The following is a 13,967-nucleotide window of genomic DNA, read 5'->3' on the forward strand; positions in this document are numbered from 1 at the left end:
CTGTGCAGCAGCCCCAATACAATTTATCTGATGCACCGAGGTGTTAGGATTTAGGGCCGCTTTGCAGCCCAGCGGGGATAAATCCCCTCGCCACAAAAGCCGTTCATCTGAGCCAGCCATAGCACAACACGATCAGAGAACCCCCAACAACGTCCACAACCGTCGGGACTCGGCATCGGCGCTGATCAGTTCCCCCAGCAGCTCGCTCAACGGTTTGTTGCCCCACTCCACGCCCCGCCGGATCAGGTAAGGCACCGGGCTGTGGGGTTCGGTGCGCGACAGGTAGCCGGCGATGACCAGCAACTGCCGGTAGGCCTCTTCACGGCTGGCGGGCTCCTGGAAGACCTGGGCCGGCGCTGTACCCGCCTGGGCCTGGGCAGTCGATGGCGCGCCCGCGGGTGAGGCTTGCGCCGGCACGACAGTGGGCTGTTGTGGATGCATCGCGATGAACTCCTCTACCAGTGCCAGCAAGGCCTGTATCACGTCCTGCAGGGATTTGTAGCCGGGGGCCAGGTTGCCCAGGTAAGCGTCGCTCCAGGCTTCGAGCCGTTGCAGGTGCTGCTGGCTCAACATGAGGCTGCCCTGGCGATGCAGCCAGAACGACAACGGTGTGCCGCGAATCAGTTCGTCGAGCTTTTTCTGGTCGCTGCGCGCCGCTTCCGCCGAGGCCTTGGCGTTCTTGCTGTCGTTGGCCTGCACTTGCTGACGCCGCAAGCGCTGCCAGTCGTCCAGGCAGAAGCCGTCGAAGGCCGAGTCGCGGCCATTGAACAGCGGCACCCGCGTCAACAGCACCTCGCTATAGCGCCGGGCCAGCCATTCCAGCGGGATGACGCGCCATGACTGGTCGCCTTCTTCAGCCAGGGGATGCAACTGCTCTGGGTAGCGTTCACACAGGCCCGCCACCAGCGCCAGGCTGCCCGGCAAGCCCTCCAGGCCGGACAGGTGCAACCAGGCCTCCCCCAGCCAGGCGCTGATCATCAGGTCCTTGCTGCGTTCGAGCAGCAGCGCGGTGGCGAGTTTTTCCAGTTCCGGCCATTGGGCGCGCTTGATCTGGGACTGCCACACCCCGGTGGGCAGGCTGGTGTCGTCTTCCCGGCGTAACTCCCGCAGTTGATCGTATTCCAGCTCGTAGCGCAGGTCCTGGCCGCAGGGCGACTCGGCGCTGATCGGCTCGAGCAACTGGCTGATCAGCTCGGGCAAGGGGGAGATAGGTACGCTCACAGGCCCTCCTCACGGGTGGCGATGGCGGGGCTCGACGAGGTCGCCATGAAAGGTGAACGGGGTGCCTGGGTCGGCAGCGGCGGTATCGACAGCGGCAGCTTCGAACCCTGGCTCATCAATGACAGGCGCAGGAACATCAAGGTTTGTTGCGTTGTGCGGGCCTGGAGCTGGGCCTGGGCCGGACTCTGGGCTGGAATCTGGCCCGTTACCGGCAGTTGCAGGGTCAGCGGGAAATCGGTGTAGTCGACATTCGGCTGGCGTTGCACCGACACCAGCGAACGCATCAGGCGCAACAAGGACCACGGCCCCTGGTATTCCCAACCGGCCTCCAGGTCGCGCACCACCAGGTTCGGCTGCAGCGGGTCATTGGCCGGTCGCTGGTAACCGTTGCGGGCCCAGCGCAAGGTCAGCCGCACGGGCTGCCCGACCATCCAGCGCAGGTTCTGCTGGGCGTCACCTGGGTAGTTGATCTGTTGATTGCCGGCGTTCAGCCCCCAGGCGATTACCTGGTCGGCGCCGCGCTCCTCGTCGCGGTCGGTACGCCAGCGCACGTCCATTTCCACGCCGAGAATGCCGCTCTTGTCCCGCACGAACAGCGGCCCCAACCAGGTACCGGCCTGCTTCAACCGGTTCAGAAAGTCCTCGGCAGCCAGGCGCTCCGGGGTCTGGCTCAGTGCCAGCCCGGCCTGGGCCAGGGGCAGGCGTGTATCGATCAGCTCCAGCAAGCGCTGCACCCGCGCCGGGTCGGCGTCACTGGCCCGCAGGTCCTGGGAAAACGGAAAGCGCCCGGCCAGGTATTGGTTGAAGTAATTGGCCACATCGTTCCAGGCCGTCGCCGCCTGGTTCTGTTGCAGGTACAGGCATCGTTGCAGGGCCCCCTGCTGCAAGCTGACGGCACGCTGGGCCAGATCACCACGGCCGCCGGACAGGTTGGAGGTCTGCAGGATCTGCGCGCAGGAAGAGGTGTCCATCTGGTTGAAATCCCGGCTCACCAGTTGTTCCAACTGCGCCGCGGAACTGGCCGGGTTCTGGCTCTTGTACTTGAGCAACTCATCGTTGATGGCCATGAACCGCGACACCCGGTCGTGCTCCAGGGCCGAGAGATCGTCCTGCTGGACGATCAACCATTCCAGGGCCGGCATGCGCTGCTCGGCGATCTGCACCATGGCGTCGAACTGCTGGTTCAGGCTCAGTTTCAGACCTTGTGGATCGCTGGCCCCGTAGAGCTGCAAACCGAAATTCTTCGAGCCGTCCCAGCGCTGGACATCGGCCCGCTGGCTGAACAGGGGCTGGGCTTCGATTTCGTCCAGGCCACTCTTGATCTGCGCCAGGGCGCGACGGTTGAGCAGGCGCTGGAACCGCGTCGCCAGGTCGGCCCGGTGCACATCCATGAAAGCCTTTTGCAGCGCGACGGCCTGGGTGGTCTGGACATTGAAGCCCATGCCCGGCAACTGCTCCTCGCTTTCATCCAGGCTCAGCCACATGGCCCGGGCCGCGGCCCCTTCAGCCGTCTGGATCAGAGCATCACGGTAGTCCGGCGGGATGCGCGGCAGTTCCTCGTTGGCGTAGTTCTTGTAGCTGGCGAAATAGTTCAGGGCAACGCTGAAATCGTCGCTGCCGTCGCCCTGCCCCTTGGCATCGGCGCTGCCGCCAGAGGGGTCCTTCTGCAGGGCCAACGCCACGAAGTCTCGCTTGAACAAGGCTTTCACCGCGTCATCCAGGGCCGTGACATGCTCCTGCAACACCAACAAGCCACTGCCCTGCTGGACCAGCAGGTTGTCCCGGGAGCCGGTCTGGACGATCCACTGGTCGCGAAAGCTCTGTTGCAGCTTCGCCGCCTGGCTCTCCAGGTCCTGGGCAAGCTCCGGCCCCAGCAAGGTGCTGTGGCTGACTTTGTCCATCATCTGGGTGTAACCGGGCACCAGGTCCTGGCCCTTGCCCCGGCCCCAAGCCGCGTTGGTCAGGTTGACCAGGGTCTGCAAATCGTCGACCAGGGCCATCAGGTCTTCCAGCTCGCTCAGCGAGTTGCCGCTCCCCGCCTCCAACCGTTGCAGGTGCAGCTTGAGGTAACCGGCCTGGCGCACGAAGTTGTCCGCCAGGAAGTAATGATCGAGCCAACGCTGCATCAGCCCGGTGAAGTTATCGCCGATCACCGTGCGTGCAGCGTTCAGGTCCAGCCCTTGCAAGTCCTGTTGCGAGCCCATGCCTTGTGCATCGAACAGCACCCGGTTGTAGAACCGCGCCCGGCTCAGCGTGCCGGCGTTGAGACTCAGCGACAAGGCGTTATTGCTCAGTTGCACCAGCTCATCCAGAGGTGCCTTGGGGTTGCTCACCGCCTGGCTGAACATCTGGTTCTGCTGTTCGAGGCGCACGGCGCGCTCCACCAGATCCTTGGCCTTCACGTAGCTCTGCCATTGCGCCGGGTCTTCGCTTTCCACGTTGCCCCGCCGCTCGGTGTTGCGGATGGCCTTGAGCTGCTCCAGGTCTGCCGCCAGCAGGTCGCGCAGGGGTAACACCCAGTGATGCCGGGCGGTCAGGCGCAAGCCTTGCTCCAACTGAGTGTCCACAGAGGAGAACCACGAGGTGGGAAAAACTACCGCAACGTAGCGCCAACGCGGAGCTTTCTCCAGCATGTTCCAATAGGTCTGCACGTTGTAGCGGGTCGGTTCCAGCTGCGGTTGGTCAGGGTCGACCACCAGGTAGTTCTTATGCGTGCGCAAGATCAACTGCGACAACCCCTCGGCCTCTTCCACCGAGTCGTGCCAGACCCAGAGCATGCCCCCCAACCAGACCAGGCCGACCACCAGCGCGACCACGCCCGCCAGTCGATGCCAACGCAGGCGCAAACGCAACAGGCGCGGCACGGGCTGGGCCAGGCCGCGTTCGGCAACGAAACGCCGCGCCCACAGTTGCCGGGCGAACACCGTCTGGCGCAGGACCTTGTCGCTGGCGGCAAACCCATCCCCGGTGACGGTCGGCGCCTGACTCGCAGTGAAGTACACGCCGCGAAAGCGCGGCGCCTCGCCCTGGGCATTACCCTGGAACACCGGTTCCAGGAGGATCTGCAAGGCCCGCCGCAACCCTTCGAAGCGCTCCGGCAGCCCATACAGATCGCCGCTCAACTGCCCCGAAAGCGCGCCGATTTCGATGATCGACTGCGACAGCGCGGCGTTGACCTGATCCAGCGCCTGGTCGCTCCAGTGCGACTGCCAGGCCGCGTCGGGTGAGTACGGCGACGACCAGCCCAGCGTCGATTCCCGGGCCTCGGCGGGCAGCGCGCTGACCAGTTCCTGGAACCCGGGCAACTCTTCCATCCCGGTAATCACCACGTACACCGGCAGACTCAGGCCGAATCGCTGCAGCAGGTCGATGAAGCAGCGGCGAACCTTGAGGCTCAGCTCGGTGGTGTGCTCGATATCGTCGAGCCTGCTGAACGGCACAGTCCAGATCACCGCGTCCATCGGCCGGCGGCTGCGCAGCCGCAGGATCAGTCCCAACAGCCGCCACCAGTTGCCCCGTTGCCGGTTCATGCCTTCATCGGGCAGGAACAGCGCCTGGGGCACCACCAGCACCGCCCCCTCGGCATCCGACCACCAGCGTCCGAACCACGCGGCCTTGTCCGTTGGCTGCAAATGCCACTGGGTGCACAACTGGGCCCCGTCGGTCTCGTTGCCAAGCATCAACAGCCAGGGGATCTGGTAGCGGTCCCGGGTGCCCTGCTCCTGCTCCATGTGACGGACCGCCCCATAGAAACTGCGAATCGCCGCGCCGCCCTGGGTTCGCAGCCACCAGATCAGCGCCGCGATCACCAACACCACGACGATGACCAGCACCACCAGGGCGACGATGCTCACGGGGCTCATGAGTCCTGCTCCTGGACCACCGACTCGTTCAACTGCAACACCGGCTCGAGTTCCGAGCGGATGTCACGCCAGAACACCTGTCCCAGCCCGGTCAGCAGCAACACCATCGCCAGGATCGCCAGCCCCAGGCGCAACCCGTCGGGCAGCGATGTCTGCGCCGGCATGCGTACCGGCGGGGCTGCCGCCGACATCGCCAGGCGCTGGCTGACGTCGACATAGTCCGGCTCATGCTGCCAGGCGAACGTGAACAGCGCCGCGCGCCATTTTTCATGCTGGATCTGGCCGGGCTCGCCGCGCAGGCGCCCCTGGAACCCGAGGATCAGGCATTGCAGGTACACGTTCGCCAGGTCCCGGGTGCCGGGCATCTGCTCATCCAGCAGTTTCTTGATGGCCGCGGGCAGCCGTTCGCCAGCCTGACGGCTGGAATACATGCGTGATTCAAGGGGATGCTGCTGCCAGGCCAGTTGTCCCGGCCAAGGGGTGAACAGCAAGGTTTCGTCCACCAGGGCGACGAAGGCATAGACCAGCGCCTTGACCTGCTCGGTCGCCGAGTCGCCGACAGTGGCAAAGGCCACCCGCCACAAGCGTTGGGCACTACGTCCGGAAAACTCCACCACCCGGCTGACCAGGGCCGCGGAGTCGTTGTCCTTGGGCAAATCCTGCCATTCCTGGAACCACCTCAGCCAGACCTGACGAAACGCGCTGCTCAGCGGCGCCTCGTGCAGACTCCGGACCGCCCCGCCACTTCCGTCAGGCATACGACTCCCCTTTTGCGATCAGGCACTTTCACCGACTTGCGCGACAAACAACACCACTTGCCACGGGCTGCTGGCCTGGGTCGACGCCGGCGCCACGATGTGCAAGGGCAGTTGCCCGTCGAACCACTGCCCGCTGGCGGCCACCACAAACAACCGGGTGTCGTCGCCCACGCTATAGGCCACCTGCTCGTTGCGGCTCATGGCTTGGTGCGGCAGACCGCTCATGCGCTGCCGGCTCAACAGTGGGACGTGTGGCGCGGACGCGATGATCGCGCCGCGCAACCAATCGGCGGCGGCTTGTTCGCTGGCGCCGTTGGGCATGCGCAGGCCGATCACCAGGCGTTGGCTCGGCTGGTCGTCGGGCAACTGGATGGAGAACACCTGCTCATTGCGCTCGAAAGCCAGGCTGCGATAACCGGCGCGGACCAGTTCCAGGGTGGTGTCGAGCCAGTCGAGCAGCGGTTCGTAACCGCGCTGCAACTCGAGGAAATCCAGCGGCGCAAACGCCGGCACGCCGGCCAACGGATCGAGGGCCGACCAGGCGCCGGCCAGTCCCAGCAACAAACCGTACAGCGCCTGGGGGGTCGCCACCCGCGTGTTCAGGCTGCCTTCGACTTCCGGCAGGCGCGCCCACAAGGCGGTCATCTGCCGACGGATCTCCAGCGCATCGTCCTGGTTGCCGGCTGCCTGGGCCTGGCGCAAGCGACCGGCGAGGAACAGGCACTTTTCCCGGGCCCGGGCACACAGCCCGGCCACTCGCCGACCGAGCACCGACTCGGGCAACAGCACCGGCGTGGGTGGTGTATAGGGCATCCGCAGAAAGCCGCCGCCCTCCTTGCGAATGCGCAACAGCGGCAGGCAGATCGAATCGGCCTTGCTCAGTTGCGTGCACAGCCGCGGGTTCGGACGCCAGACGGTGATGGATTCGGGGAACTCGCCACTGGTGAGGTCCGGCAGCGCATCGCCGACCACCGATTGCAGGCGCCCCTTGAGCGGCAGCAATTGCCCGGCGCGCCAGAGAGGGCTGATCGCCAGGTACACGGTGACGGTGGCATCGTCGGTCTTGTTGACCGCCTCGGTGATGTCCAGCTCCAGGGTCGGCCCGACGCCGGCCTGAAGATTGACCGGCAAGCCGTCCGGCAAGGTGCCCTGCAATTGCAGCAGCCGGACCTGGCCGGCGCTAAGGGCCGATGGGTCGACCTCCAGTTGACTGACACCCCAGAACCAGGGGTTGCAGGCTGCCGCGACATGGGCGGCCAGGGCCTCGGCACGCAACCCTTGCAGTTGAAAATGTTGGGGCAACAGTTGCATGCCCTCATGCCAGCACACCGCGTCAGGTAACAGACTCATACGACTCCCTTCGACATCCCAGTGTCGCCGCACAAGGCGGCCCGCGGTCATTCAAGGCTGACTGGCATTGAGCTGGCCATCATCGACGAGGCTCATCTCACGACTGTCGAACTTCAGCCAGGCCTTGCGCTGATCGTCCAACCGGAGCCGGTGGGCTCCGGGAGTGTTATAGCTGGCGAAGACCAAAAGTCCAGCGGCGCGCCGGCCCTCCAGCGGAAAGGGTTGGCGGTCGATGAACTGCCCCGGAACCAGCTCCAGCCCCCACACCGACATGAGTTGACGATAGTCGCGCTGGAACTGTTCGCGCTCGGCGAACCACTGGCGGGCGGTGATCGCCGACAGTTGCTTGAGCAGGTCGGGATCATTCACCGCGATGAAATCCACGGCGATGGGCGTGTCGTCGTTGGCGCCGGACGCGACGTCGAGGGTCAGGCTGTCCAGGTCGACGCTGGGCGCAAAGAACGAGCAACCGCTGAGCGCCAGGCTGAAAAAAAATCCATAAAAAAACACACGCAAAATGAATCTTCCTTTTCGTCGCGGTCAAAAATTGTTTTTGCTTGCATTTTTATAGACCTGTTCTAGCGTCTTGGATAGTTCGACCTGCACGGTCGAATGGACCAGGTTCGTCAAGGGAATGACAGGTTTTCTGCCCTCCCTTTGCAACCTGCGGATCAGCAAGGGAATGCGATGAGCGGGCCTCCCGATGCATTGCTCCCCACATGCATCGGAGTCGGCCGCCATGGCAGAAAGTACCCAGCACAAGCTCGACAGAGTCCGTCCTCCCCGCGTCCAGATCACCTACGACGTGGAAATCGGCAATGCCATCGAAAAGAAAGAATTGCCACTGGTCGTCGGCATTCTGGCCGACCTCTCGGGCAAGCCATTGGACCCACTGCCCAAGCTCAACGAGCGGCGCTTCACGGAAATCGATCGCGACAATTTCAACGAGGTGCTCGCCTCCATCGCTCCCCGCGCCACGCTCCAGGTGAACAACACCCTCAGCGGCGACGACAGCAAGCTCAACATCGAACTCAACTTCCACCACATCGATGACTTCGACCCGGTCAAGGTCGTGGAGCAGGTCACGCCGTTGCGCCGCCTGTTCGAAGCCCGTCAACGCCTGCGCGACCTGCTGACCAAGCTCGACGGCAACGATGACCTGGACAAATTGCTGCGCGACGTGATCGTCAACACCGAAGGCCTGCAAGAGATCAAGTCGGCCCGGCCCCAGGACGCACCGCAAGAGCTGCCAACCGTGGCCGCCAACGATGATCCGGCCCCGGCCGAACCACAGGCCTGATCGTGCTCATCACTCAAGGGAGATAAAGCCATGCCTGCTTCATCCAGCGCTCAAACCAGCGAGAGCACGACCCAGACCTTGTCCCTGCTGGACAAGATCATCGCCGAAGGCCGTATGGCCCATGACGACAGCCAACAGGACTACGCCCGCGACATGCTGGCCGAATTCGCCACCCAGGTCCTCGACGAAGGCATGGCCATCGACAAGGACACCGTGGCGATGATCAACGACCGCATCAGCCAGATCGACCAACTGATCAGCGCCCAGCTCAACGAAGTGCTGCACCACCCCGACCTGCAGAAACTCGAAGCGTCCTGGCGCGGCCTGCACCTGTTGGTACAGAACACCGAAACCAGCACCCGGCTCAAACTGCGCCTGCTCAATGTCACCCAGAAAGAGCTGCAGAACGATCTGGAAAAAGCCGTCGAATTCGACCAGAGCGCGCTGTTCAAGAAAATCTACGAGGAAGAATACGGCACCTTCGGCGGCCATCCGTTCAGCCTGTTGGTGGGCGACTACACGTTCGGCCGGCACCCGCAGGACATCGGTCTGCTGGAGAAACTCTCGAACGTCGCCGCCGCGGCCCACGCCCCGTTCATTGCCGCCGCCAGCCCACGCCTGTTCGACATGACCAGCTTCACCGAACTGGCAGTGCCTCGGGATCTGTCGAAGATTTTCGAGAGCCAGGAGCTGATCAAGTGGCGCTCGTTCCGTGAAAGCGAAGACTCGCGCTACGTGTCCCTGGTACTGCCGCACTTCCTCCTGCGCCTGCCCTACGGCCCGGACACCCGGCCGGTGGAAGGCATCAACTACGTCGAAGACGTCAACGGCACCGACCACAGCAAGTACCTGTGGGGCAACGCGGCCTGGGCGCTGTCGCAACGCATCACCGAAGCCTTCGCCAAATATGGCTGGTGCGCGGCGATTCGCGGTGCCGAGGGTGGCGGTGCGGTGGAAGGCCTGCCGGCCCATACCTTCCGGACCAGTTCCGGCGACCTGTCGCTCAAGTGCCCGACCGAAGTGGCGATCACCGACCGCCGCGAAAAAGAACTCAACGACCTGGGGTTCATCGCCCTGTGCCACAAGAAGAACAGCGACATCGCGGTGTTCTTCGGCGGCCAGACCACCAACCGGGCCAAGGTCTACAACACCAACGAGGCCAACGCCAACGCACGGATCTCGGCGATGTTGCCCTACGTGCTCGCGGCCTCGCGTTTCGCCCACTACCTGAAGGTGATCATGCGCGACAAGGTCGGCAGCTTCATGACCCGCGACAACGTGCAGACCTACCTCAACAACTGGATCGCCGACTATGTGCTGATCAACGACAACGCACCCCAGGAGATCAAGGCGCAGTACCCGTTGCGCGAGGCCCGGGTGGACGTGACGGAAGTGGCTGGCAAGCCCGGGGCCTACAACGCCACGGTGTTCCTGCGACCACACTTCCAGCTTGAGGAATTGACCGCCTCGATCCGCCTGGTGGCGACCCTGCCGCCACCGGTTGCTGCCTGACCGCTGAAACCTGAGGCGAGGATGCTCGTTGTGGCGAGGGGATTTATCGAAACGTCGCACCGCCCCGCTGGGGCGCGAAGCGGCCCCAAATCCCGGCAACTCGGTCTATTCGAGAGATTGAGCTGACTGTTCAAGGGGCTGCTACGCAGCCCAGCGGGGATAAATCCCCTCGCCACAGGGGTTCGGCGTTCGTTTTTTAGCGGTATTGGGTACCCCCCACTTGTCTTCTTCTGGAGTTCCACACCATGGATGCAATCATTCTCGACCTCGGCGGCGACATCAAGGGCGACAGCCTGCTGGAGGGTTTCACGGACAAGATCGAGGTCATGTCCTACAGCCACAACGTGGCGATGCAAGTCACCAACGACGTCAGCAACTCGGAGCGCACCTCCGGTCGACCGCACATCGGTGAGTTCACCCTGACCAAGTTCATCGACAGCTCCACCCCTTCCCTCAACGAATATTGCTGCGCCGGCAAACCGATCCCGCAAGCCGTCATCACCATTGGCCGCAACGCCGCCGAAGGCAGCGGCAAGATCATGCCCTTCATCGTCTACACCCTGACCAATGTCGTGCTGTCCAACGTCAGTGTCAGTGGCGGTACGGGCGGCAAACCGGTGGAAACCCTGTCGCTGAACTTCACCAAGATCAAATGGGAGCTCACCGCCCAGAAAGACGACGGCACCAAGGAAGGCACGGCGGGCACCACCTGGGACCTGGCGGCCAACAAGATGACCAAGTAAGGACGCTGCCGCCATGGCTGGCTTCGGGCTGCGCCCGCCACTGTTCGAACGCCTGGCCAGCCAGGGGGATGAACAGGGCCGGGTATTCGATCGGCAGGCGCTGCAGGACTCGGTCCACGCCGAACTGCAGCGCCTGTTCAACACCCGGCGCGGCCCTCGGGCGCTGACCGAACCGCCGAGCATCCTGGATTACGGCATTGCCGATTGGACCGCGTTGCAACAGCAGCGCAGCGATGACCGGCGCCTGCTGACCAGGGAGATCCATCAGGCCATCAGTCATTTCGAACCTCGCCTGCAACTGGGCGAGGTCCAGGTCGTCCCGGTACCGGGCCACCCACAACAACTGGGCATACGGCTGTCGGGGGTGCTCCGCGGCGACCCGCACGCCTGGCCCGTGGCATTTGTCATCGAGCACGCCGGCGACGGTCTTGAGGTGCGACATGAGCGACTCGATTGACCCGCAACTGTTGGATTACTACCAGCGCGAGCTGACTTGGCTGCGCCATGCCGGAAGTCTGTTCGCCGAACGCTATCCCAAGGTCGCCCGGCGCCTGGAGCTGTCCCCCGGCGAATGCCCGGACCCGCACGTCGAGCGGCTCCTGGAAGGCTTCGCACTGCTGGCCGCCCGGCTGCAACGCCGGCTGGACGACGACTATGCCGAATTCAGCGATGCCCTGCTCGAACAGCTTTATCCCCTGGCCATGCGCCCGCTGCCTTCGTGCGCAATCGTGCAGTTCGAGCCCGACCCGAGCAAAGGCAACCTCGACGACGGCTACCCCCTGCCCCGGGACACGCCCCTGTTCGTCACCACGGACAAGGGCCAGAGCATTCACTTTCGCACCACCGCCGCCGTGCACCTGTGGCCGCTGGAAATCAGCGAGGCCGTGCTGCTGGGCAGTGATGAAGCCCAGGCACTGACCGGCGTGGTCCAGGCGCGTTCGGCCTTGCGCCTGAACCTGCGGTGCCTGGGCGAGCGCCAATGGTCGACGCTGGGGATCGACTACCTGCGGGTGCACCTGGCGGCGTCGCCGATGATCAACGCCTGGCTGTACGATCTGCTCGGCGCCCACACGGTCAAAGTCCTGGCCGGCCCGCCGGGCAGCGTGCCGGAACCGCTGGCTGGCCTGCCCCGGATCGTCGGTTTCGCCAGCGACGAAGTCTTGCTGCCGGATGAGGATGGCGTGCATCCGGGCATGCGTCTGTTGGCGGAATACTTTGCCTTCCCCGACAAGTTCGGTTTCTTCGACCTGCCCCTGGCCGGAGCGACCAGCGACAGCTCATCCCTGTACCTGTACATCGTCTTCGATCGCGCCCCCGCCAATCGCCTGCCGCTCCAGGCCAGCGACATCGCCCTGGGCTGTGCGCCGGTGATCAACCTCTTTCCCAGGACCAGCGAACCCCTGCGCCCGGACGGCACCCGCAGCGAATACCGGTTGGTGGCCGACAGTCATCGGGAAAACAGTGTCGAGATCCACAGCATCCGCACCGTGCGTGCCACGTCCAGCCAGGGCGTGCGCAAGGTGCCGGCCTACTACGGCAGCCAGCACGGCAACGAGCAGACCTGCTATTGGCATGCGCGGCGGGTCAGCGGCATGAGCCCGAACCGGCTGGGCACCGACTTGATGATCAGCCTCGTGGACACCCAGCTCGACCCGCTCGCCGATACCCGCGACTACAGCCTCACCGCCGAATTGCTGTGCACCAGCCGGCACCTGGCCCAGAGCCTGCCGGCGGGTACGCCGCTGGGTTTCGAACGTCCGGGCCCGGTGGCCTGGGCCCGGCTGCGCAACTCGCCGAGCCCGCAGAGCCTGCCACGGCTGGACGGAGAATCGCGCTGGCGGCTGGTATCGCAATTGACCCTCAACCATTTGTCCCTGGTGGAAGGCCCCCAGGCACTCGATGCGCTGCGCGAGATCCTGGAGCTGCACAACCTGCGGGACGAGGCCAGTGCCCGCCGCCAGATCGAAGGGGTCATGGGCCTGGGCTGCGACCGGGTCATCGCCCATGTCGGTGAAGACGCCTGGCGCGGCTGGCGCAACGGCCTTGAAGTGCGCCTGCAACTGGATCCGCAACATTTCGTCGGCAGCAGCGCCGTGCTGTTCTCCGGCGTACTGGCGCAGTTCTTTTCACTGTATGCCACCGCCAATCGCTTCGTGCGCACGGTGCTGGTCCAGTCCGACAGGGAGGTGAAAACATGGCAACCCCAAGCCGGCAAACCCCTGACGCTCTGAACCTGAGTCAACGCCTGCGCCGCGATCCACAGCGTTTCGAATGGCTCCAGGCCCTGTTGCTGCTGGAGCGCGAACATCCCCAGGCCGAACCGCTGGGCAGCGGCACCGCGCCCCACGCCGAAGCGTTGCGCCTGCGAGGACCGTTGACGCCGCTGTTCGCCGCCAGCGAAGTCGAGGACTTGAGCCAGGAAGCCGGTTCTGCGCCCGTGCTGACCACGCCGATCTTTGGCCTTGGCGGCCCCGACGGCCCGTTGCCCTACGCCTATCAGGAATGGCTGCAACAACGGGCACGAGCGCGGGATCATGCACCGGCGGAATTTCTCGACCTGTTCCAGCACCGGCTGCTCAGCCTGCTCTACAAAGTGATGCGCAAGCACCGCATTGCCCTGGGCTTCACCCACCCGAGCGCCTCCGCCGTGCAGGCACAACTGCGGGCCCTGACCGGCCTGCTGCCCAAGGCCTTGCAGGAACGCCAGGCCGCTCCCGATTCCGCCGCGCTGGCATGCAGCGCGCTGTACGCCGACGGCCGCCGCTCCCTGGCCGGGTTCGCGGCCATTGTCCGCGAGCAGTTCGGTCTGCCAGTGGAACTGACCGCCTATGAAGGCGGCTGGCGCGAAATCCCGCCGGCCAGCCGCAGCCGCTTGCAACCGGGCGGCCGCAACTTGCGTCTGGGCCGTAGCGCGGTGGCCGGTACCCGGGTCTGGGACGAACATGCCGGCGTGCGCCTGACCCTCGGTCCATTGAGCGCAGCCCAGGCCAGCGGATTGCTGCCCAACGGCGAAACCCATCCGTTGCTTGCCAGCCTGTATGCCCTGTATTTCGGCCCCGACCTGGATTGCACCCTGGTGCTGCTGATCCGTGGCGCCGGCCCACTGCAACTGGGCCACCAGGCCCCGCCACGACTGAACTGGAACGGCGGCCTGCAACGGCAGTCGAGCCTGGCCCTGCAACGGATCGAAACCCGCCTTCGTCAGCCGGAGATCGCCTGA

11 protein-coding genes are annotated in these 13,967 nt (G+C 64.7%); 6 read left to right on the forward strand and 5 right to left on the reverse strand.

Features of this window, described 5'->3' with window-relative positions; all coding sequences use genetic code 11:
* Nucleotides 1-132 precede the first annotated feature (132 nt).
* From tssA to PCOSP_RS17745, 5 genes are read right to left on the reverse strand one after another with little or no spacing between them, the layout of a single operon-like run.
* Entirely contained in the window at nucleotides 133-1,221 is a 1,089-nt protein-coding gene (gene tssA, locus PCOSP_RS17725) for a type VI secretion system protein TssA (protein ID WP_175363681.1), read from the reverse strand.
* Complete coding sequence (locus PCOSP_RS17730; RefSeq protein WP_464709181.1) at nucleotides 1,218-5,084, reverse strand: type VI secretion system protein; 3,867 nt, start codon at nucleotides 5,082-5,084, stop codon at nucleotides 1,218-1,220. Before PCOSP_RS17730 ends, tssA begins: the two co-directional genes overlap by 4 nt.
* Nucleotides 5,081-5,842: a DotU family type IV/VI secretion system protein gene (locus PCOSP_RS17735; protein WP_139648375.1), complete on the reverse strand. Its 762-nt coding sequence runs from the start codon at nucleotides 5,840-5,842 to the stop codon at nucleotides 5,081-5,083. Before PCOSP_RS17735 ends, PCOSP_RS17730 begins: the two co-directional genes overlap by 4 nt.
* A gap of 18 nt (nucleotides 5,843-5,860) precedes the next feature.
* A complete protein-coding gene (gene tssK, locus PCOSP_RS17740; RefSeq protein WP_175363678.1) occupies nucleotides 5,861-7,192 on the reverse strand; it encodes a type VI secretion system baseplate subunit TssK in 1,332 nt (443 codons plus the stop codon).
* A gap of 51 nt (nucleotides 7,193-7,243) precedes the next feature.
* Complete coding sequence (locus tag PCOSP_RS17745) at nucleotides 7,244-7,708, reverse strand: type VI secretion protein (protein ID WP_139648371.1); 465 nt, start codon at nucleotides 7,706-7,708, stop codon at nucleotides 7,244-7,246.
* Between the two features lie 223 nt (nucleotides 7,709-7,931).
* Here PCOSP_RS17745 and tssB point away from each other — a divergent pair, with 223 nt between their 5' ends.
* From tssB to tssG, 6 genes are all read left to right on the forward strand, one after another.
* Nucleotides 7,932-8,492 (forward strand): type VI secretion system contractile sheath small subunit, encoded by a 561-nt coding sequence (tssB, locus tag PCOSP_RS17750; RefSeq protein WP_139648367.1) that lies wholly within the window; start codon nucleotides 7,932-7,934, stop codon nucleotides 8,490-8,492.
* Nucleotides 8,493-8,522: 30 nt separating this feature from the next.
* A complete protein-coding gene (gene tssC, locus PCOSP_RS17755) occupies nucleotides 8,523-10,004 on the forward strand; it encodes a type VI secretion system contractile sheath large subunit (RefSeq protein ID WP_024776583.1) in 1,482 nt (493 codons plus the stop codon).
* Nucleotides 10,005-10,249: 245 nt separating this feature from the next.
* On the forward strand, nucleotides 10,250-10,747 hold the full coding sequence (locus tag PCOSP_RS17760) for an Hcp family type VI secretion system effector (RefSeq protein ID WP_024776584.1): 498 nt from the start codon (nucleotides 10,250-10,252) through the stop codon (nucleotides 10,745-10,747).
* Between the two features lie 13 nt (nucleotides 10,748-10,760).
* Nucleotides 10,761-11,204: a type VI secretion system baseplate subunit TssE gene (tssE, locus tag PCOSP_RS17765; protein ID WP_464709183.1), complete on the forward strand. Its 444-nt coding sequence runs from the start codon at nucleotides 10,761-10,763 to the stop codon at nucleotides 11,202-11,204.
* Nucleotides 11,188-12,978, forward strand: coding sequence for a type VI secretion system baseplate subunit TssF (tssF, locus tag PCOSP_RS17770; RefSeq protein WP_464709184.1), 1,791 nt, complete (start codon nucleotides 11,188-11,190; stop codon nucleotides 12,976-12,978). Before tssE ends, tssF begins: the two co-directional genes overlap by 17 nt.
* Entirely contained in the window at nucleotides 12,942-13,967 is a 1,026-nt protein-coding gene (gene tssG / locus PCOSP_RS17775; protein ID WP_464709185.1) for a type VI secretion system baseplate subunit TssG, read from the forward strand. Before tssF ends, tssG begins: the two co-directional genes overlap by 37 nt.

It is taken from the genome of Pseudomonas sp. MAFF 730105 (assembly GCF_055380705.1).

What these genes read in the sequence shown, in the direction of transcription:
- tssC (WP_024776583.1), top strand. Translation starts at nt 8,523, where the DNA reads ATGCCTGCTTCATCCAGCGCTCAAACCAGCGAGAGCACGACCCAGACC.
- tssB (WP_139648367.1), top strand. Translation starts at nt 7,932, where the DNA reads ATGGCAGAAAGTACCCAGCACAAGCTCGACAGAGTCCGTCCTCCCCGC.
- tssK (WP_175363678.1), bottom strand. Translation starts at nt 7,192, where the DNA reads ATGAGTCTGTTACCTGACGCGGTGTGCTGGCATGAGGGCATGCAACTG.
- tssE (WP_464709183.1), top strand. Translation starts at nt 10,761, where the DNA reads ATGGCTGGCTTCGGGCTGCGCCCGCCACTGTTCGAACGCCTGGCCAGC.
- tssF (WP_464709184.1), top strand. Translation starts at nt 11,188, where the DNA reads ATGAGCGACTCGATTGACCCGCAACTGTTGGATTACTACCAGCGCGAG.
- PCOSP_RS17760 (WP_024776584.1), top strand. Translation starts at nt 10,250, where the DNA reads ATGGATGCAATCATTCTCGACCTCGGCGGCGACATCAAGGGCGACAGC.
- PCOSP_RS17730 (WP_464709181.1), bottom strand. Translation starts at nt 5,084, where the DNA reads ATGAGCCCCGTGAGCATCGTCGCCCTGGTGGTGCTGGTCATCGTCGTG.
- PCOSP_RS17735 (WP_139648375.1), bottom strand. Translation starts at nt 5,842, where the DNA reads ATGCCTGACGGAAGTGGCGGGGCGGTCCGGAGTCTGCACGAGGCGCCG.
- tssG (WP_464709185.1), top strand. Translation starts at nt 12,942, where the DNA reads ATGGCAACCCCAAGCCGGCAAACCCCTGACGCTCTGAACCTGAGTCAA.